17 protein-coding genes, 2 rRNA genes and 1 pseudogene are annotated in these 19314 nt (G+C 37.7%); 6 read left to right on the top strand and 14 right to left on the bottom strand.

The features are described 5' to 3' along the window. Positions 1-2: 2 nt before the first annotated feature. From CD112_RS09280 to CD112_RS09235, 10 genes and pseudogenes are all read right to left on the bottom strand, one after another. Entirely contained in the window at positions 3-404 is a 402-nt protein-coding gene (locus CD112_RS09280) for a Mini-ribonuclease 3 (RefSeq protein WP_002481320.1), read from the bottom strand. Then, the gene (gene cysS / locus CD112_RS09275; protein WP_002481319.1) at positions 397-1797 is read right to left on the bottom strand and encodes a cysteine--tRNA ligase; all 1401 of its coding nucleotides are present in this window, start codon (positions 1795-1797) and stop codon (positions 397-399) included. The genes CD112_RS09280 and cysS overlap by 8 nt, the downstream gene beginning before the upstream one ends. Continuing rightward, positions 1781-2410, bottom strand: a complete 630-nt coding sequence (gene cysE, locus CD112_RS09270; protein ID WP_174165803.1) for a serine O-acetyltransferase — start codon at positions 2408-2410, stop codon at positions 1781-1783. The genes cysS and cysE overlap by 17 nt, the downstream gene beginning before the upstream one ends. A 298-nt stretch (positions 2411-2708) precedes the next feature. Next, on the bottom strand, positions 2709-4163 hold the full coding sequence (gltX, locus tag CD112_RS09265) for a glutamate--tRNA ligase (protein ID WP_061054912.1): 1455 nt from the start codon (positions 4161-4163) through the stop codon (positions 2709-2711). A gap of 286 nt (positions 4164-4449) precedes the next feature. Then, entirely contained in the window at positions 4450-5514 is a 1065-nt protein-coding gene (locus CD112_RS09260; RefSeq protein ID WP_103364207.1) for a PIN/TRAM domain-containing protein, read from the bottom strand. Between the two features lie 27 nt (positions 5515-5541). Then, positions 5542-6912 (bottom strand): DNA repair protein RadA, encoded by a 1371-nt coding sequence (radA, locus tag CD112_RS09255; RefSeq protein ID WP_002481315.1) that lies wholly within the window; start codon positions 6910-6912, stop codon positions 5542-5544. Positions 6913-7199: 287 nt separating this feature from the next. Further along, positions 7200-9665 carry an ATP-dependent Clp protease ATP-binding subunit gene (locus tag CD112_RS09250; RefSeq protein WP_061054915.1) on the bottom strand — a complete coding sequence of 822 codons (2466 nt, stop codon included), beginning with the start codon at positions 9663-9665 and terminating at the stop codon, positions 7200-7202. 11 nt (positions 9666-9676) lie between these two features. After that, positions 9677-10681: a protein arginine kinase gene (locus CD112_RS09245; protein ID WP_002481313.1), complete on the bottom strand. Its 1005-nt coding sequence runs from the start codon at positions 10679-10681 to the stop codon at positions 9677-9679. Between the two features lie 3 nt (positions 10682-10684). After that, a pseudogene (locus CD112_RS09240) lies at positions 10685-11089 on the bottom strand (UvrB/UvrC motif-containing protein); the annotation flags it as partial. 119 nt (positions 11090-11208) lie between these two features. Continuing rightward, positions 11209-11670: a CtsR family transcriptional regulator gene (locus CD112_RS09235; protein WP_023016300.1), complete on the bottom strand. Its 462-nt coding sequence runs from the start codon at positions 11668-11670 to the stop codon at positions 11209-11211. 171 nt (positions 11671-11841) lie between these two features. Here CD112_RS09235 and CD112_RS09230 point away from each other — a divergent pair, with 171 nt between their 5' ends. From CD112_RS09230 to CD112_RS09220, 3 genes are all read left to right on the top strand, one after another. After that, complete coding sequence (locus tag CD112_RS09230) at positions 11842-13053, top strand: NupC/NupG family nucleoside CNT transporter (protein ID WP_002481310.1); 1212 nt, start codon at positions 11842-11844, stop codon at positions 13051-13053. Between the two features lie 99 nt (positions 13054-13152). Continuing rightward, a complete protein-coding gene (locus CD112_RS09225; protein WP_103364206.1) occupies positions 13153-13596 on the top strand; it encodes an ASCH domain-containing protein in 444 nt (147 codons plus the stop codon). 17 nt (positions 13597-13613) lie between these two features. Then, positions 13614-14099, top strand: a complete 486-nt coding sequence (locus CD112_RS09220; RefSeq protein ID WP_023016298.1) for a GNAT family N-acetyltransferase — start codon at positions 13614-13616, stop codon at positions 14097-14099. Positions 14100-14139: 40 nt separating this feature from the next. On the opposite strand, the gene pdxT is transcribed toward CD112_RS09220, so the two are convergent. Both pdxT and pdxS read right to left on the bottom strand, forming a co-directional pair. Then, on the bottom strand, positions 14140-14718 hold the full coding sequence (gene pdxT / locus CD112_RS09215) for a pyridoxal 5'-phosphate synthase glutaminase subunit PdxT (protein WP_002481307.1): 579 nt from the start codon (positions 14716-14718) through the stop codon (positions 14140-14142). Position 14719: 1 nt separating this feature from the next. Next, the gene (gene pdxS, locus CD112_RS09210) at positions 14720-15607 is read right to left on the bottom strand and encodes a pyridoxal 5'-phosphate synthase lyase subunit PdxS (RefSeq protein WP_002481306.1); all 888 of its coding nucleotides are present in this window, start codon (positions 15605-15607) and stop codon (positions 14720-14722) included. Positions 15608-15703: 96 nt separating this feature from the next. On the opposite strand from pdxS, the gene pdxR reads away from it, so the two are divergent. The 3 genes from pdxR (at position 15704) to CD112_RS09195 (ending at position 18827) form a co-directional block, all read left to right on the top strand. Then, positions 15704-17071 (top strand): MocR-like pyridoxine biosynthesis transcription factor PdxR, encoded by a 1368-nt coding sequence (gene pdxR, locus CD112_RS09205; protein ID WP_096754484.1) that lies wholly within the window; start codon positions 15704-15706, stop codon positions 17069-17071. A 19-nt stretch (positions 17072-17090) separates the two neighbouring features. After that, a complete protein-coding gene (locus CD112_RS09200) occupies positions 17091-17561 on the top strand; it encodes a GNAT family N-acetyltransferase (RefSeq protein WP_002481304.1) in 471 nt (156 codons plus the stop codon). A gap of 99 nt (positions 17562-17660) precedes the next feature. After that, positions 17661-18827, top strand: a complete 1167-nt coding sequence (locus CD112_RS09195) for an MFS transporter (RefSeq protein WP_226956283.1) — start codon at positions 17661-17663, stop codon at positions 18825-18827. A gap of 106 nt (positions 18828-18933) precedes the next feature. Here the strand turns inward: CD112_RS09195 and rrf are convergent. After that, positions 18934-19048 (bottom strand): 5S ribosomal RNA (rrf, locus tag CD112_RS09190). 70 nt (positions 19049-19118) lie between these two features. Then, a 23S ribosomal RNA gene (locus CD112_RS09185) occupies positions 19119-19314 on the bottom strand; the annotation flags it as partial.

Genomic DNA, 19314 nt, shown 5'->3' with positions numbered 1-19314 from the left:
CCTCACTCCCTTTCTTCGACTTCAGTCACAATACGCTCAAGCAATGATTCCAATCGGTCTGATTGATGATCTAAATATAAGAAACCAATCACCGCTTCCAAACCAGAGCTTTTACGATACGTCTGAATGTCAGTATTTTTCGCTTTTGTATGGCTTTTCGCATTACGCCCTCTGCGCACAATTTCTAATTCTTCTTCTGTAAACCAATCCGACTGCATCAAACTTTCCAACGTAATAGCCTGGCTTTTCGCAGACACAAAACGTTTTGCTTGTTGATGCAGACGATTCGGTTTTGCACGCAATTTCAAAATGATATGCGTTCTGACATATTGATCTAAAACTGCATCCCCCATATATGCTAAAGATAATGGGTTCAGCAGTTTGATATTTTCTTGATTATCCACGTTTGAATCTCACGCCTTGCGGTGTATCTTCAAGGATAATATTTTGTGCTTTTAATTCATCACGGATTTCATCCGCACGTGCATAATCTTTATTTTTACGCGCTTGATTACGCTCTTCAATCAAGGCTTCAATGTCTTCATCTAACAATTCATCATGTTGTTTGCCTTTTAATGGAACTCCTAAAACGTCGCTGAAGATTTGGAATACTTCTTTAAAGCGTTCAATCACTTTTTTAGATGTTGTGTTTTCCATCACATATTTATTCGCAAGTTTCGCTAAATCATACCAAGTTGTAATCGCATTAGCAGTATTGAAGTCATCATCCATAACCGTTTCAAATTGTTTTAACAATGCATCAATTTGTTCAATATAATCTGATTGATCTTCGATATCTGAAGCAATCGCTTCTCTTTCTTCAATCGCTTGATAACTATTACGGATACGTTCTAAACCGGCTTTCGCAGATTCGACTAATTCCATGTTGTAGTTGATTGGACTGCGGTAGTGTACGCTGATCATAAAGAAACGTAATACATCAGGGTCTACTTCTTTAATAATGTCATGTACAAGTACGAAGTTGCCTAATGACTTACTCATTTTTTCATTATTGATATTAATGAAACCATTGTGCATCCAGTAATTCGCAAATGTCGCATGGTTATGCGCTTCTGATTGTGCAATTTCGTTTTCATGGTGTGGGAATTGTAAGTCACTGCCGCCTGCGTGGATATCAATTGTTTCACCTAATTCATGATATGCCATCACTGAGCACTCGATATGCCAGCCTGGACGTCCTTTGCCGAATGGGCTGTCCCAGCTGATTTCTCCAGGTTTCGCTTTTTTCCATAACGTGAAGTCTAATGCATCTTCTTTTTGTTCGCCTGATTCAATACGTGCACCGACTTTTAAATCATCAATAGATTGATGACTTAATTTACCATATCCTTCAAACTTACGTGTTCTGAAATAAACATCGCCTTCACTTTCATAAGCATAACCTTGTTCTACTAGGTTTTGGATAAATGCGATGATATCATCCATATGGTTCATAACACGTGGATTAGATGTTGCTTTTTTGACATTCAACGCACCTGTATCTTCATAGAAAGCTTGAATGTAACGGTCAGCGATTTCTTGCACACTTTCATTCAACTCTTTTGAACGTTTGATTAATTTATCATCCACGTCCGTAAAGTTAGATACATAATTAACGTCATAACCTTTATATTCAAAATAACGACGTACAACATCATAGTTGATAGCTGGACGTGCATTACCGATATGAATATAGTTATAAACTGTTGGACCGCAGACATACATCTTAACCTTGCCTTCTTCTATCGGCTTAAACGGTTCTTTCTGTCTCGTCAATGTATTATATAATGTAATCATCTTGAATCTCTCCATTCTTCACTTGCTCTAGTTGCTTTTCTAATTGTTTCATTTGTTCGTAAATCGGGTCTGGTAAGTTGAAATGATCAAAGTTTTTACCGATACGTTTACCATGTTGTTTCACGATATGGCCAGGAATACCGACAACTGTGGAATAGCTTGGTACATTGGTTAATACAACTGAGTTCGCACCAATATTGACATTAGAGTCTACTTTGATATTTCCTAAAATCTTTGAACCTGCCGCAATTAAGACATTATCGCCAATGTCAGGGTGACGTTTACCTTTTTCTTTGCCAGTACCGCCAAGTGTGACACCTTGATAAATTGTAACGTTATCGCCAATCGTACAAGTTTCACCAATGACCACACCCATGCCGTGATCGATAAATAAACGTTTGCCGATTTTAGCACCTGGATGAATTTCAATACCAGTGAAAAAGCGTGATATTTGCGAAATAATACGTGCAGCCACGTAGTGCTTTTTATTATAAAGTTTATGTGCAAGCAAGTGATTCCATACTGCATGCAATCCTGCATACGTTGTTACTACCTCAAATGATGTCTTAGCTGCAGGATCTTGTTCGAATACCATTTTTATATCGTCTCTCATTCTTTTAAACAAGTTATTCCCCTCCTATTTATAACGAAAGCACCTCTAACAACTTAATGTCAGAGGTGCTTCGCACGGTTCCACTCTTCTTCAGCATACAAAAAACTATTTTTATATACTCTCTCAAATCCCGTATTTATCATTGTCTGAACCAAGGTGCATTCAATAATGTTCAAGATGTGCTCGCAGCAACCGCACACTCTCTGGACTTGAACCATTATCTACTAATCCTTAGTAGTAATTACTTTTAATAATAGGTGGTTTATGCTGAAAATTCAAGCAAGGTTACCCACTAAAATTATAGATATTTTTTCAAACGTTTTAATACCTTTTCTTTACCTAATACTTCCATTGTATTCGGTAATTCCGGTCCATGCATTTCGCCTGTTACCGCAACACGAATCGGCATAAATAATTGTTTACCTTTGATACCTGTTTCTTTTTGTACAGCTTTAATTGTTTTCTTAATTTCAGCCGCTTCAAATGGCTCTAATTCTTCTAGTTTGCCATATAAGTGTTCCATTAATTCTGGTACTTGTTCCCCATTGATGACTTCTTGTTCTTCTTCATTTAATGCAACTTCATCTCTGAAGAAAATTTCAGAAAGCGGTACGATTTCACCGGCATAACTCATTTCTTTTTGGTATAAACCAATTAACTTGCGACCCCAATCTAAATCTTCTTCTGAAGGTGATTCTGGAATCAACCCTGCATTGATTAAGTGAGGTAACGCTAATTCAAAGACAGTTTCTGAGTCTTTTTGTTTCATATATTGGTTGTTTACCCAAGCTAGTTTTTTCTTATCGAAGAATGCTGGTGATTTTTGTAAACGATTTTCATCGAATAATTTAATGAATTCTTCTTTAGAGAAGATTTCTTCTTCACCTTCTGGTGACCAACCAAGTAATGTGATGAAGTTGAACAATGCTTCTGGCAAGTAACCTAAGTCACGGTATTGCTCGATGAATTGTAAGATTTGGCCATCACGTTTACTTAATTTTTTACGTTGTTCGTTGACGATCAATGAAATATGGCCGAAACGTGGAGGTTCCCAACCGAATGCTTCATAAATCATTAATTGTTTTGGTGTATTTGATACATGGTCATCACCACGGATAACATCTGAGATTTCCATATAATGGTCATCTGCAGCTACCGCAAAGTTATAAGTCGGTACACCGTCTTTTTTCACAATAACCCAGTCGCCGATGTTATCAGATTCGAATGACACTTCACCTTTAACCATGTCATCAAATTTATATACTTTGCCTTTAGGCACACGGAAACGAATTGAAGGTTTGCGTCCTTCTGCTTCAAACGCTTCTTGTTCTTCTTTTGTTAAATGTGCGTGTTTACCACCATAACGAGGTGTTTCACCACGTGCGATTTGACCTTCACGTTCTGCTTCTAATTCTTCTTCAGTCATGTAACATTTATACGCTTTATCTTCTGCTAATAATTGTTCTACTAAAGGATTATAGAATTTACCACGTTCAGATTGACGATACGGACCATAACCTCCGTCTTTATCTACAGATTCATCCCAATCAAGACCTAACCATTTCAGGTTGCTGAATTGAGAAGATTCGCCGTCTTCTAAGTTACGTTTCTTATCCGTATCCTCAATACGTACGACAAAGTCCCCATCATAGTGTTTAGCAAATAAATAGTTGAATAGTGCTGTTCTAGCGTTTCCGATATGCAAATAACCAGTCGGACTTGGTGCATATCTGACTCTTACGCGTTCACTCATTATTTCGTTCACTCCTGTATTTTTAGATTATTGATTAAAGAAAGTTCGAGAACTCAACTATCTCTAATAATTCAGAGACAGTGATACTTCAGAATGTGCTTGATTATTCATGATAAACCAAGGTCAAAAGCAGTGATAAGACCTATCTGTTTGACTGACATAAATAGCCAGGCAGTTCTGTACCCATTCTTACTTATTGTAGCATTACAAGCCTTATTTGGTAAGCCCATTTGCTTACACGAATCAACTCTGTTTACCCTTCTGTTCCATGTGAAACAAGGGATGCTCACTGTTGAATTAATTTCGCAAAGACAATTCGTCCAGATGATGTTTGTAAAATACTAGTAATTTCAATTTTGACATGTTGGCCAACTAAGGTTTTCGCATCATCAATGACTACCATAGTGCCATCTTCTAAATAGCCGACACCTTGTCCAGGTTCTTTACCCATCTTAGTTATTAATAAATTCATATGGTCGCCTTGGCGCACAGCTGGTTTTACCGCTTCAGACAAATCATTCACATTCAACACTTTAATACCTTGTACACGTGAAATCTTATTCAAGTTGAAATCGGTCGTAATTAAATCAGCTTTATATTTATGCGCAAGTTTAATCAATAGCGCATCGATATGATTATAAGACTTCTGCGGATGGACAATGCGAGAAGGATGGTCTGCATCATGAATTTGGTTTAAAATATCCAAGCCGCGTTGTCCTTTTTCTCTTTTCACACTATCTGTCGAGTCTGCGACCACTTGCAGTTCATTGATTACACCTTGTGGAATCAAAATCTCTCCATCTAGAAAACCGCATTTGATTATCTCTAAAATCCGACCGTCAATGACTGCGCTCGTATCTAAAATTTTAGGGTTCGCACGTAAAGCATTCGTTGAGGCAGAACGTGCCATTTTCTCTGGTAAGAAAGCCAACATCTCATCACGTTTCTTCAAACCAAATTGAAAACCTAAATAACTTAAGAATACTGTAATGATAATAGGAAGAACATGAAGGAATAAAGATGATCCGATAATATTTAAAATAAATGCGATCATTACAGAAATAAAAAGTCCCATAATCAAACCTATGGCTGCAAAGAGGATTTCAATTGCGTTGTGTCGCATAATAAAACCTTCTAATTTACGCAAAGCTCTGGTGATTTTAGGAATCAACAAACCAAATAAAACAAAGAATATAATCATACCAATGATGCCAGCAATATATTTATTAGTCAGCCATACATAAGTATCTGCAAAACCTGTATCGTGCGCAATATCAGGTATGATTAATATCCCCAAACTGATACCTAAAATCATATAACTGATGATGACAATTGTCTTTACAATATTCATCTGATAGCCTCCTTTCTCTCTGTGGTATCAGCTTTTCATCAATGCAAAGTTCAGTGCTTCATGCACACTGGTTACACCGATAACTTGAATATTATCTGGGAAGTCCCAACCTCCTATATTGGTTTTAGGAATAATCACACGTTTGAAACCTAATTTCGCTGCTTCTTGAACACGTTGTTCAATACGTGAGACACGTCGTACTTCTCCTGTCAGACCTACTTCACCGACGAAACAATCCATGCCGTTGATAGGTTGGTCTTTAAAACTAGAAGCAACCGCTGCGATAATTGCTAAATCAACAGCTGGTTCTGTTAAACGCACGCCGCCTGCAACTTTGACATAAGCATCTTGTTGTTGCAGCAAGTAACTTTCTTTCTTCTCTAACACTGCCATTAATAAATTTAAGCGGTTATGATCGATACCAGTCGCCATACGTCTTGGGTTATTAAATGTTGTCGGTGTCACTAATGCTTGCACTTCAATTAATAAAGGACGTGTACCTTCCATTGTCGGAACAATTGTAGAGCCAGCTACATTCGTTGAACGTTCTTCTAAGAACATCTCTGAAGGGTTCTTAACTCCTTTCAAACCGCTATGTTTCATTTCGAAGATTCCCATTTCATTCGTTGAACCGAAACGGTTCTTCACTGCACGCAGAATTCTATATGCATGGTGTTCGTCCCCTTCGAAATATAGTACCGTATCTACCATATGTTCTAATAAACGTGGACCTGCAATTTGTCCTTCTTTCGTCACATGACCGACGATAAAGGTTGCGATATTCATTTGTTTCGCAATCCCCATCAGAATTTGCGTACTTTCTCGTACTTGTGAGACAGAACCAGGCGCTGAACTGATTTCCGGATGATACACTGTTTGAATCGAGTCTACTACCACTAAGTCTGGTTGTGTTTGTTTAACAGCTTCTTTAATAACTTCTAAATCTGTTTCCGCAAACACGTTTAATTGACTTGAATCTTCTTCTAAACGATCTGCTCGCAATTTCGTTTGATTCAGTGATTCCTCACCTGTAATATAAAGTACTTTTTTATTTTGAGATAACGCAGAACAAATTTGAAGTAATAATGTCGATTTACCAATACCAGGGTCCCCACCGATTAACACGAGCGAACCTTGGACAATACCGCCACCTAAGACACGATCAAATTCTCTCGAACTTGTATGGATACGCGGTGTAGATTCATGTTGGACATCATTTAACTTTGTTACTTTAGCTGTTTGTTCTCTTGTACGCATCCCTCTGCCACTTGGGGCTTCTTTTTGCGTCATAACTTCTTCCATTTGGTTCCAAGCACCACAATTCGGACATTTCCCCATCCATTTCGGTGATTGATAACCACATGCCATACATTCAAATGTCACTTTCTTTTTTGCCAAATTTACACCACCTATTTTTTCGTGAAAAACAAATCTATTTTACACCCTCTAGGGTTTAAAAGCTATCATTGATTATTTCTTATTCTAAACCTGAAAACACATTTCATACAATCATCTGACTCTCATCTTTAACCACATCATACCAAATTTCTTTAAAACTACATATTATATTCTCTTTAAACTATCAAAATCACAATATATAAAAAGACTCCTTTTAAGCAGCCATGTTATAAATACTGCTTAAAAAGGAGTCTTGATCTATTTATCTGGTTTAACCATTACGTTTATTACGCTTTTGTTTTTGTTTCTTCAGTTTCTTTTGTTTGGCGATCATTGATTTTGTATTCATATTTGTCGCCATTGTGATCCACAACTACGTCTTTACCTTCTAATTGGTTACCGTCTAGGATTAACTCACTTAAGTTATCCTCAACTGTTTTTTGAATTGCTCTGATAAGTGGACGTGCACCATATTGAGGATCGTAACCTTCTTCTGCGATTTTTTCTTTCGCAGCTTCTGTCACTTCGATATTAATATCTTGTTCAGATAGACGTTCAGTAAGGTTGCTGACCATTTTTGTTACGATTTCTTTCAATTCAGCTTTATCCAATTTGTGGAAGACAATAATATCATCAACACGGTTTAAGAATTCAGGACGGAATGCATTTTTCAATTCTTTCATCATTGTACTGCGAATTGTTTCGTAATCTGCACCTTCGTCGCTGCCGCCGCCGAAACCAGCAAAGCGTTGATCTTGTAATTCTTGTGCACCGACGTTTGAAGTCATGATAATGACTGTGTTACGGAAGTCTACACGACGACCTTTTGTATCAGTTAAGAAACCATCATCTAAGACTTGCAACATAATGTTGAAGACATCAGGATGTGCTTTTTCTACTTCGTCGAATAGAATAACTGAGTAAGGTTTACGTCTTACTTTTTCAGTCAATTGACCACCGTCATCATGACCTACATAGCCTGGAGGCGCTCCGACTAAACGGCTCACTGCGTGTTTTTCCATGAACTCACTCATGTCTACACGAATCATCGCATCTTCATCGCCGAACATTGATTCAGCTAATGCGCGTGCTAATTCTGTTTTACCTACACCTGTTGGTCCTAAGAAGATAAAGCTTCCGATTGGACGTTTAGGGTCTTTCAAGCCTGCACGTGCACGGCGTACTGCTTTACTGATAGATGTCACAGCATCTTTTTGACCAATAACACGTTTATGCAATGTGTCTTCTAAGTTCAACAGACGTTCTGATTCTGTTTCATTTAAGCGTGTTAATGGAATACCAGTCCAGCCCGCAATCACTTCAGCAATATCATTTTCTGTTAATGATGTGTTTGCGCCGCCTTGTTTGTTTTTCCATTCATTTTTCGCTTCTTCATATTGTTTTTCTAATTTTGTTTGTTTATCACGAAGGTTTGCAGCATTTTCGAACTCTTGTGAATGTACAGCTGCATCTTTTTCGTTTTTCACTTTTTCGATTTCTTGTTCAATTTCTTTTAAGTTTGAAGGAGTCGTATGACTTTTCAATCTTACTTTTGAACTTGCTTCATCGATTAAGTCGATTGCTTTGTCTGGTAAGAAACGATCTGAAACATAACGGTCACTTAAACGTGCTGCTGCTTCAACCGCTTCATCAGAAATGTTGATACGGTGATGCGCTTCATAACGATCACGTAATCCTTTTAGGATTAAGATTGTATCTTCAACTGTCGGTTCATCCACTTGTACAGGTTGGAAACGACGTTCTAAAGCTGCATCTTTTTCAATGTGTTTACGGTATTCATCTAATGTTGTTGCACCGATAGCTTGTAATTCACCACGTGCAAGTGCTGGTTTTAAGATGTTAGATGCGTCAATGGCACCTTCAGCACCGCCTGCACCGATTAATGTGTGCAATTCGTCGATGAATAAGATAACGTTACCTGCTTGATGAATTTCTTCCATAACTTTTTTCAGTCTTTCTTCGAATTCACCACGGTATTTTGTACCGGCAACAACTGTACCCATGTCTAGAGACATCACACGTTTACCTTTTAATGTCTCAGGCACTTCATTATTTACAATAGCTTGTGCTAAGCCTTCAGCAATTGCTGTTTTACCTACACCAGGCTCACCGATTAACACTGGGTTGTTTTTAGTACGACGGCTTAATACTTCGATGACACGTGTGATTTCTTTATCACGGCCGACAACAGGATCTAATGTGCCGTCTTTAGCAATCACTGTTAAGTCACGTGCTAAACCATCAAGTGTCGGTGTGTTGTTAGATTTTGCAGTTTGTGCATTTTTATTGCTCATTTCTGGGCTGCCAAGTGCTTTGACAACTTGAGCACGCGCTTTAGTGATATTTAAATCCAAGTTTGCGAATACACGTGCAGCTACACCTTCGTTTTCACGGATTAAACCAAGTAAAATGTGTTCTGTACCTACGAAATTATGGTGTAATTTACGTGCTTCATCCATTGAAAGTTCAATCACTTTTTTCGCTCTCGGTGTATAGTGCAATGTGCCGATGTGTTCTTGACCTTGACCAATTAATTTTTCTACTTCTGTAACAACAAGGTCTTCTGTGATACCGAAACTTTCTAATACTTTTGCGGCAATACCTTCTGGTTCTTTCATTAAACCAAGCAATAAGTGTTCAGTTCCGATATTTGAGTGATTCAAACGAATCGCTTCTTCTTGTGCATGTGCTAAGACACGTTGTGCACGTTCTGTTAATCTACCGAATAACATAGCAAAACCTCCTATTTTATATGTTCTCTAATAATATTTGCTCTTTGTTCTTTAATTGAAATTTGTTGTGCTTCGTCAATCAAGAATGGGGATTGAATCGCTACCATCATTTGATTGAAGTTGAATTCTGGTAAATCAATATAACCTAAATCAATACCTAACTTGACCTCACTGAGTCTCGTCGATGCTTCTTCCATAGACATTATGCGACTGTAGCGCAATAAACCAAGTGAGCGATAAATGCGGTCTTGCATCTCAACTAAGTTATGATAATCCAGTTGTTTGCGAATCTGCATTTCCTCCGCAATAATTTGTTGGACGATTTCAGTTAACGTTTCAATAATTTGTTCCTCAGTTCTTCCCAAGGTTAATTGGTTTGAAACTTGATAGATGTGACCATAAACTTGAGAACCTTCTCCGAAAATACCGCGAATCGTAAAGCCGAAACGGTTAATAGTTTGAGCAATGCGATTCATACGCTTCATGATAGAAAGTCCTGGAAGGTGCAGCATCACGCTTGCACGCATTCCTGTACCAATATTCGTTGGACACGTTGTTAAATAACCTAAATCTTCATCAAAACTGATATCAAGTGCTCTATCTAATTGGTCATCTATTTCTGAAGCTTCTTGATAAAGTGCTTCTAAATCCATATCTGAACTCATGGTTTGAATTCTAATATGATCCTCTTCATTTACCATTATGCTTAATGATTCATCATCATTCAACAATACCGCTGAAGCCGGCTGTTCAATCAGTTCTTTACTGATCAGATGCTTCGCTACTAATTTTAATTTATCTGTATGCGTGATGGTCTGCATATTTAATACTTTTAAATCAGGCAGTGCATCTTGGACTTCATTAATGACTTTTTGTCCTTCTACATCTGAAGTAAACATTAAGGGATGAACATGATTGTTCAAGTTTCTCGCAAGTCGTATACGTGAAGACATCACGACCGGCGTTGTTTCATTCTGCTGCATCCAACTACTCATGTACATTGAATGTTCGCTCATGTGTTATCCCTCGCTTTCTTCTTGTAGTGCTTTAATTTCATCACGAACGACAGCCGCTTCTTCAAACGCTTGTTGTTCTATTAATTCTTGTAAATATTTATTTTTAGCTTCTATTTTTTTCTTTAATGCGAGTTTGTGCTGAGAGGAGACAGGCGTTTTACCGACATGTTCAAATTGTCCGCCTTGCACACGTCTGACAATATCTACAATATCCTCTTTAAAGGTAGTGTAACATTGTGCACACCCAAACTTCCCTTTATACGCAATATCTTTCATTGTCATATGGCAAGTAGGACACTTCTTCTCTTCTCTGACGCTTAAGTCTTCTAATTGAATACCATGCTTAGACGCCAAATGTTGAAGTATTTGTTTTATAACAAAAGAGCCTTCCATGTCATCTTGATTGTTCTGCCATGTAGGTTCCTCTTCATTACTTTGTGCTTTAATTCTATTGTGTTCTTGTGACTTAAGTGCGTTTGTTTTTGTTCCATGTGCAAATGTGTCAGCCATGTGCAGCCTCCTAACTATTAATAGTAATTAATGACCGGCAATAGCTGTTTCAATATGTTTGCGCGGACAATGTCCCTTGCAGCAACATCCATTCTTAACGTATCTCTATCTACCACTGCAAGCATCATTTTCGCTTCGCGTAATGTTATATATTGATTATCAAGCAATCCTTCGATCACATAATGTGCTTGTTGTTGAGAGATTGAATCGCCGATGATTTGTAAGAGGTGATCAATATAACCTTTCGTATCCTTGGTTTCAACCTTAGTGATTCGGATATAACCTCCACCACCGCGTTTACTTTCGATTTCATAACCGTGTTCATTGGTGAATCTTGTCTTAATTACATAATTAAGTTGAGAAGGCACACAGTCAAAACGTTGAGCAATATTCGCTCGTTGTATCTCAACAACATCTTTATTTGATTCTTCAAATAAATGCTTAATGTACTGTTCTATGATGTCGGACATATTATGCATGGATATCACCCCTTTTTTGACCTTCTTTGACTATATTATATGACCAACTTTGACCTTTTTCAACCAATATGATTTAAAAAATTTGCAACATCGTCAAAAATAGGATGTTCGAAAGCGCTTTTTTCCTGTATGATATTGGATGAAATAAAAAATAAAAGGATGAGAAATAACATGCATATACTTATTGCTTTAATAGGGATTGTCTTCTTCTTAGCCCTCGCACTTGTTGTTAGTTCTGACAAGAAAAATGTTAAGTGGCATTACGTTGGTATCTTGCTTGTGATTCAATTTATCTTCGCGTTTGTTCTCTTAAAAACAAATGCAGGAATCACAGTCATCGGCGGTATTGCGAAAGGCTTCGCCTATCTGTTATCAAAAGCTGCAGAAGGAGTTAACTTTGTATTTGGAGGCTTTAAATACGTCAATCCAGATCAACCGCCATTCTTCTTCAACGTATTATTACCGATTGTCTTCATTTCAGCAATTATCGGTATCTTACAATACACTAAGATTTTACCAATGATTATTAATGGTTTAGGTTTCTTGATCTCTAAAATCAACGGCATGGGTCGTTTAGAATCATATAACGCAGTTGCAGCTGCTATTTTAGGACAATCAGAAGTATTCATTTCATTGAAGAAACAATTACCATACATTCCGAAGCACCGTTTATATACATTAACTGCTTCAGCAATGTCGACAGTATCCGCTTCAATTATCGGTGCTTACTTCACACTGTTAGACCCTAAATATGTCGTAACAGCAATTGTATTAAACTTATTCGGTGGATTTATTATCGCTTCAATTATCAATCCATATACAGTTGATGAAAAAGACGACAAATTATTAGTAGAAGAAACAGGACAAAAACAATCTTTCTTCGAAATGTTAGGTGAATACATTTTAGACGGATTTAAAGTTGCGGTTATTGTAGGGGCAATGTTAATTGGTTATATCGCAATTATTGCTTTACTTAATGGCCTTGTCAGCGGTATCTTTACAGCTGTATCAGGCGGTTCAATTAAATGGGACTTCCAAACATTAATCGGATTTGTCTTTGCGCCATTCGCATTCCTAACAGGTATTCCTTGGGATGACGCAGTTAAAGCAGGTTCATTAATGGCTACAAAATTATTATCAAACGAATTCGTTGCGATGTTAGACTTAGGTAAAATGCATGGTTTATCAGAACGTGCAATCGGTATTACTTCTGTCTTCTTAGTATCATTCGCAAACTTCAGTTCTATCGGTATCATTTCTGGTGCCATCAAATCATTAAATGATGAAAAAGGTGACTTGGTTGCACGTTTCGGACTTAAATTACTATTCGGTGCAACACTTGTATCATTCATCTCTGCAGCTATCGCAGGTCTATTCATGTAAATCATTTTTAAACGACTTCCGCAATCAGGGAGTCGTTTTTTCATATTGCATTCCAAACCACTTTCGTGTAAAGTAACACTTAATTATGGAGGTGTCATAATGAATATCGATGAATTTTGGGACAAATTCATAACTGAGTATCCTATTTATCAAGACGCTTCTTATACCGCCTGGCAATTCGGTGTCGATGCTACAGACTTAGCTGAGTTAGTCACACAAAGTATCAAAACTGCGACAACCAGCGGTTTAGCTTTCTACATTGAGGAAGAAGGGCCTCTACCAAAAGTCAACGATTTGAGTATCGTTCTAGATGCGCAAGATCATCCTGTTTGTATTATTAAAAATACTAAAGTATATCAAGTCCCTTTCTGTGAAGTATCAGAAAAACACGCATATAAAGAAGGAGAAGGTTCTCGAACCTTAACATATTGGAGAAACGTCCATCGCGACTTTTTCATACCTGAATACGCAAGCATTAATCAAACTTTTGATGAAGATCAAATCATGGTCTGTGAAGAATTTGAATGTCTATTTACTAAATAAATAAAGCAGGTGAAATTATGGACTTAAATAAGATACAAATCAGTAAATTTCAAGCATCAGATACACAAGCGGTTGTGGATTTAATATGTCATACACTCAGAACGACCAACATCAAAGATGAACCGAAAGAAGCTATTGAAAGTTACGTAACAGAAACCACGCCTGAAAGCATTCAACATAAAGCAGAGCATATCAACTTCTATGTCTTTAAATTAAACAATCAATTAATCGGTACAGGTGCGATTGGTCCTTACTATGGCAGTGAAACAGAATCATGCTTCTTTTCTATTTTTGTTTCTCCTGATTATCAAAAATTAGGTATAGGTAAACTGATTATGGATACTTTAGAAGATGACTATTATTATCATCGCGCAAAACGTCTCATTATCCCTGCTTCAATAACCGCAGTACAATTTTATCGAAAGCGCGGCTATGATTATATTAACCAAAACAGCACACCTGACCATGAAGGATTAATATACTTAGAAAAATTTCCAGACTAAAAAAACGAGCAACCGTTATGGCTGCTCGTTTTTTGAATGATTATACATTCGCTTTTTTACTTTCAGCAACAATATGTTCGATGAAGTACTGTGTTACTCGATAATCATCTGTTAATTCCGGATGGAAAGAAACACCTAAATAATTACCTTCTTTAACTGCGACAATTTTGTCGCCGACTGTACTTAATACTTCTACATTGTCACTGTTTACTTTTTCAATATGCGGCGCTCTGATGAAGACCGCTTCAATATCCTCTGCGATACCTTTAATATCTAATTCAGACTCAAAGCTGTCCACTTGTCGCCCAAACGAATTACGTTCTACAGTGATATCTAATTTCTTCAAATACCCTTCTTCACCGACGATGTCTTGTGCTAAGACAATCAATCCGGCACATGTACCGAACATCGGTAAATCTGAGTTGACTAAAGCTTCTTTAAATCCATACAGATTCATCAAACGACGTAATGTCGTTGATTCACCTCCTGGTAAAATTAAGCCGTCGATTTCTTCTAATTGTTCAACACGTTTGATTGCGATACCTTCGTGGCCGCTGAGCTCAATGTGGCGCAAATGTTCACGTACTGCGCCTTGTAGTGCGAGGACTCCGATTTTCATCTTACCAGCCACGCTCTTGCATACGTTCTTCTAATGAAAGTTGATTTACATCTAAGCCTCTCATTGCTTCACCAAGCTCTTGAGCTAATTTACCGATTAATTCGTAATCAGTGTAGTGTGTTGTTGCTTGAACAATTGCTTTTGCGAATTTTTCAGGGTCTTCTGATTTAAAGATACCTGAACCTACGAATACACCGTCAGCACCTAATTGCATCATTAACGCTGCGTCTTGAGGTGTCGCAACACCGCCTGCCGCAAAGTTAACTACTGGTAAACGACCATTGTCTTTAATTGATTTTAAGACTTCGTATGGTGCACCGATTTCTTTTGCGAATGTCATGATTTCATCATCTGGCATAACTGTTAATTTAGCCACTTCTGAATTCACTTGACGCATATGACGTACTGCTTCAACGATGTTACCAGTACCTGGTTCACCTTTCGTACGTAACATTGCTGCACCTTCACCGATACGACGTGCTGCTTCGCCTAAGTTACGGCAACCGCATACGAATGGTACAGTGTAGTCGCTTTTTAATAAATGATACTCTTCATCAGCAGGTGTTAATACTTCTGATTCATCGATGTAGTCTACACCCATTGCTTCTAACACACGTGCTTCTGTAATATGTCCGATACGGCATTTAGCCATAACTGGAATTGAAACAGCATCCATTACTTCTTGAACAATTTTAGGATTACATGCACGCGCAACACCGCCAGCTGCTCTGATATCTGATGGTACACGTTCAAGCGCCATAACTGCTACTGCGCCTGCTTCTTCTGCAATTTTAGCTTGTTCTGCATTGACAACGTCCATGATTACGCCGCCTTTTTGCATTTCAGCCATTCCACGTTTTACTCGATCTGAGCCTACAATTTTAGACATTCTAAATACCCCTTTTCTCATTGATTAAATCCAGTGTAAAGGATAAACTGATAGTGTTAAAGGACCAATTTCGATAAATATTAGGAGGCCAGTTGAATGAAACAACCTTTATATATGCAGCTTTATCAAAAGTTGAAGGAACAAATCATTGAAGGCCAGTATCAATCTGGTGACCGTTTCCCTTCTAAACGCCGACTTGCTGAACATCATTCACTCAGTAATACAACAATTGAACATGCATACCAATACTTACTAGATGAAGGTTATATCTATTCAAAGCCGCGGTCAGGCTATTATGTATCAGATATTGAATCACTGCCAGTAGTCACAAAAGAATCTCCAACTGCAGTGATTCAACAAACTCAAAAAGAAACAACTACACGTTATCGCTTTGATTTGGCACGTATTGATACAGAACACTTTCCGTGGCAACAATTTCGTAAGTATGCGCGTGATGTCTTTGATGAATCTATGCCAGATATTTTACAGCCTGGAGATCAACAAGGTGAATTCAGATTAAGACAAGCCATCGCACATTATCTCTTTAATAGTCGCGGTGTGAATTGTCATCCCGAACAAATCATTATCGGTTCATCCACTGAACAGTTAATCAACCAAGTAACAGATATACTCACTGATCGTTCTTACATCATTGAATATCCAAGCTATCCACCTATTAAGCAAGTGTTGGATAAAAAAGAATTAGCTTATAAACAAGTACCTGTTACTAAAAAAGGAATTGAGATGTCACAAGTTTTCAATTCCAATCGCCAAGTGGTATATGTGACACCCTCGCATCAATTCCCGACTGGCTATGTGATGAACTTAAAGACCCGTACACAACTTATCAACTGGGCCCAACAACATAAAGACCGTTTCATTATCGAGGATGATTATGATTCAGAGTTCCGCTATTTCAGTAAACCGATTCCTGCACTTCAAAGTTTAGATAAGACAGGAAAGGTTATTTATATCAGTACCTTTTCTAAATCATTATTCCCAAGTTGCCGTATTGCGTTTATGGTGCTGCCTAAAGCACTGATGAAAAATTATCACGATTTACCTAACAAAGAAGGTAATACAGTCCCTACCCCAATGCAGTATACAGTAGCGCAATTTATGGAAAACGGTTCATTTGATCGCCATTTGAATAAAATGCGTAAAGTTTATCGCCATAAACTGACTTATATCTTAGAAGCTTTAAAGCCCTATCAAAATCAACTCATGATTGAAGGTGCCACAACCGGCATGCATTTTACATTAACAGTTCAAAACGGCATGCATTTAGATGAGGTGTTACAACGTGCGAAACAAAATCATGTCAAACTCATCCCATTAATCAATTATATGAAGAAAGAGAATTATGATGTTACAGCACCGAAATTTATTATCGGGTTCGGGGGGATTCCAGATAATGAATTAGAAGCACATACTAGTGTATTGATTCAAACACTGACAAAATGACTTAAAGGAGAAAAACAATATGTCTGACGTTCAATTAGTCCCATATGATTCTAAATATGATCAAGACCTTGAGAAGTTTACAATTGCTGAAGCAGAAAGTGCTTTTGCGCTCTTACCCTTTGCGGCTCTTGAAGATTTAGCACCTGGAGAATATCCTGTCGTTGTTTTACATCAACAACATCCAGTTGGCTTTATGAGGCTGAATCAAAATGATGAAGGTGCATCCTTAGCACAAAATTCAAATGCTGTCTTAGTAAAGTCTTTCTCTATTACGGAACGTATGCAAGGTCAAGGTCTAGCACAAGCAGCTTTGGCACAATTACCTGACTATGTGCGTACACATTTTCCAAATACTGATGAAATCGTACTTTCAGTTAATTTTAAAAATCCTAAAGCCATTCATGTCTATCAAAAACTTGGCTATATCGATACTAAACGTATATTAGAAGGTCCAGCTGGTCCGCAACATGTGATGTCCTATCAATTTTAAATATGTCACCTTTTTATCAAACATCATATAGTGCATTGACGCTATTTAAAGGTTCACGTATAATCGAGTCCATATTTGCGAATTTTCGGAGGTGTCATTTTGAAGAAATATCCTATTGCGATATGGATGCTTGCGATCGGCGCATTTGCGATTGGAATGACAGAATTTGTCATCATGGGCTTATTACCCAATATCGCACGTGATTTCCATGTGACGGTCAGTCAAGCTGGTCAATTAATTACAGGCTATGCCTTAGGTGTCGCAATTGGCGGACCTATTTTGGTTATGATAACCATCAAACTTAATCGAAAATATTTATTAATGCTTTTAATGGCTATTTTCATTATTGGTAACTTAGCTTCATCATTCAGCACAAGTTACGGCTTCATGATGACAGCTAGAATTATCACTTCACTTGCGCATGGTTCTTTCTTTGGAATCGGATCTATTTTAGCCGCAAGTATGGTACAACCGCAATATCGCGCAAGTGCCATGGCGTTGATGTTCATGGGACTATCTTTAAGTAATATTTTAGGTGTACCTTTTGGAACATTAATCGGTCAACAATTCGGATGGGCGATGACTTTTGTGATTATAGCTATTATCGGAATATTAGCGTTGATTGGTATTATGATTTTTGTTCCTAATCAAAAAGAGCGTCAAGCTTCATCTGTATTAGACGAATTGAAAATCTTAAAAGAAAAGCGTTTATGGTTAACGCTCGCAGTAACCCTGTTTGGTTTCAGCAGTGTCTTTGCGTATTTTACTTACATTTCATCAGTATTAATAGATGTCACACATATTAAAGAAAATCTCATTTCCTTTATGTTGATTATCTTTGGTGTGGGTGTCACGCTAGGTAACTTAATCGGTGGTAAACTTGCGGATTGGAATTTGAATAAGGCGTTACAATTAATTTTTACAATCTTCATCCTCTATTTTGGAATTCTGTATTTCATGCAGTTCAATGGACTTGTAATGGTACTTGGCGTCTTTTTATTTGGAGTTATCGGATTTAGTATGAGTCCCTCTCTTCAATATAAGAGCACATTGATTTCACAAGATGCGCCTACGTTAGCCAGTACATTGAATCAATCTGCCTTCAACTTAGGCAATGCGTTAGGTGCGTTTGTAGGGGGTTTAGTTATCACACACTTACCTGTAGCCTCATTAAGTTTAATTGCACCTTTGCTTACACTCATCGGTTTGATGTTCTTATTAATATCTATTTATGTCGAAAAACAACATTCATCTATTACTTCATAAACATAATCGCCCACTCTGTGTACCATTAAATACAGAGCGGGCGATTTATTTATTCATACCATTATATAAGCATAAAAAAAGAGACCCTTTACAGGATCTCGTGTTTGCCTGGCAACGTCCTACTCTTGCGGAACGTAAGTCCGACTACCATCGGCGCTAAAGAGCTTAACTTCTGTGTTCGGCATGGGAACAGGTGTGACCTCTTTGCCATTGTCGCCAGACAATGGAATGTTTATACATTCAAAACTAGATAGTAAGTAAATTTCAATTCGACCAATCAAAACTTGAAATTTGATTAAGTCTTCGATCGATTAGTATTCGTCAGCTCCACATATCGCTATGCTTCCACCCCGAACCTATTAACCTCATCATCTTTGAGGGATCTTATAACCGAAGTTGGGGAAATCTCATCTTGAGGGGGGCTTCATGCTTAGATGCTTTCAGCACTTATCCCGTCCATACATAGCTACCCAGCTATGCCGTTGGC

Origin of the sequence: Staphylococcus simulans, assembly GCF_002902285.1 — a bacterium.
Classification (GTDB): domain Bacteria; phylum Bacillota; class Bacilli; order Staphylococcales; family Staphylococcaceae; genus Staphylococcus; species Staphylococcus simulans.
This window is presented reverse-complemented; position numbering and strand designations above follow the sequence as displayed.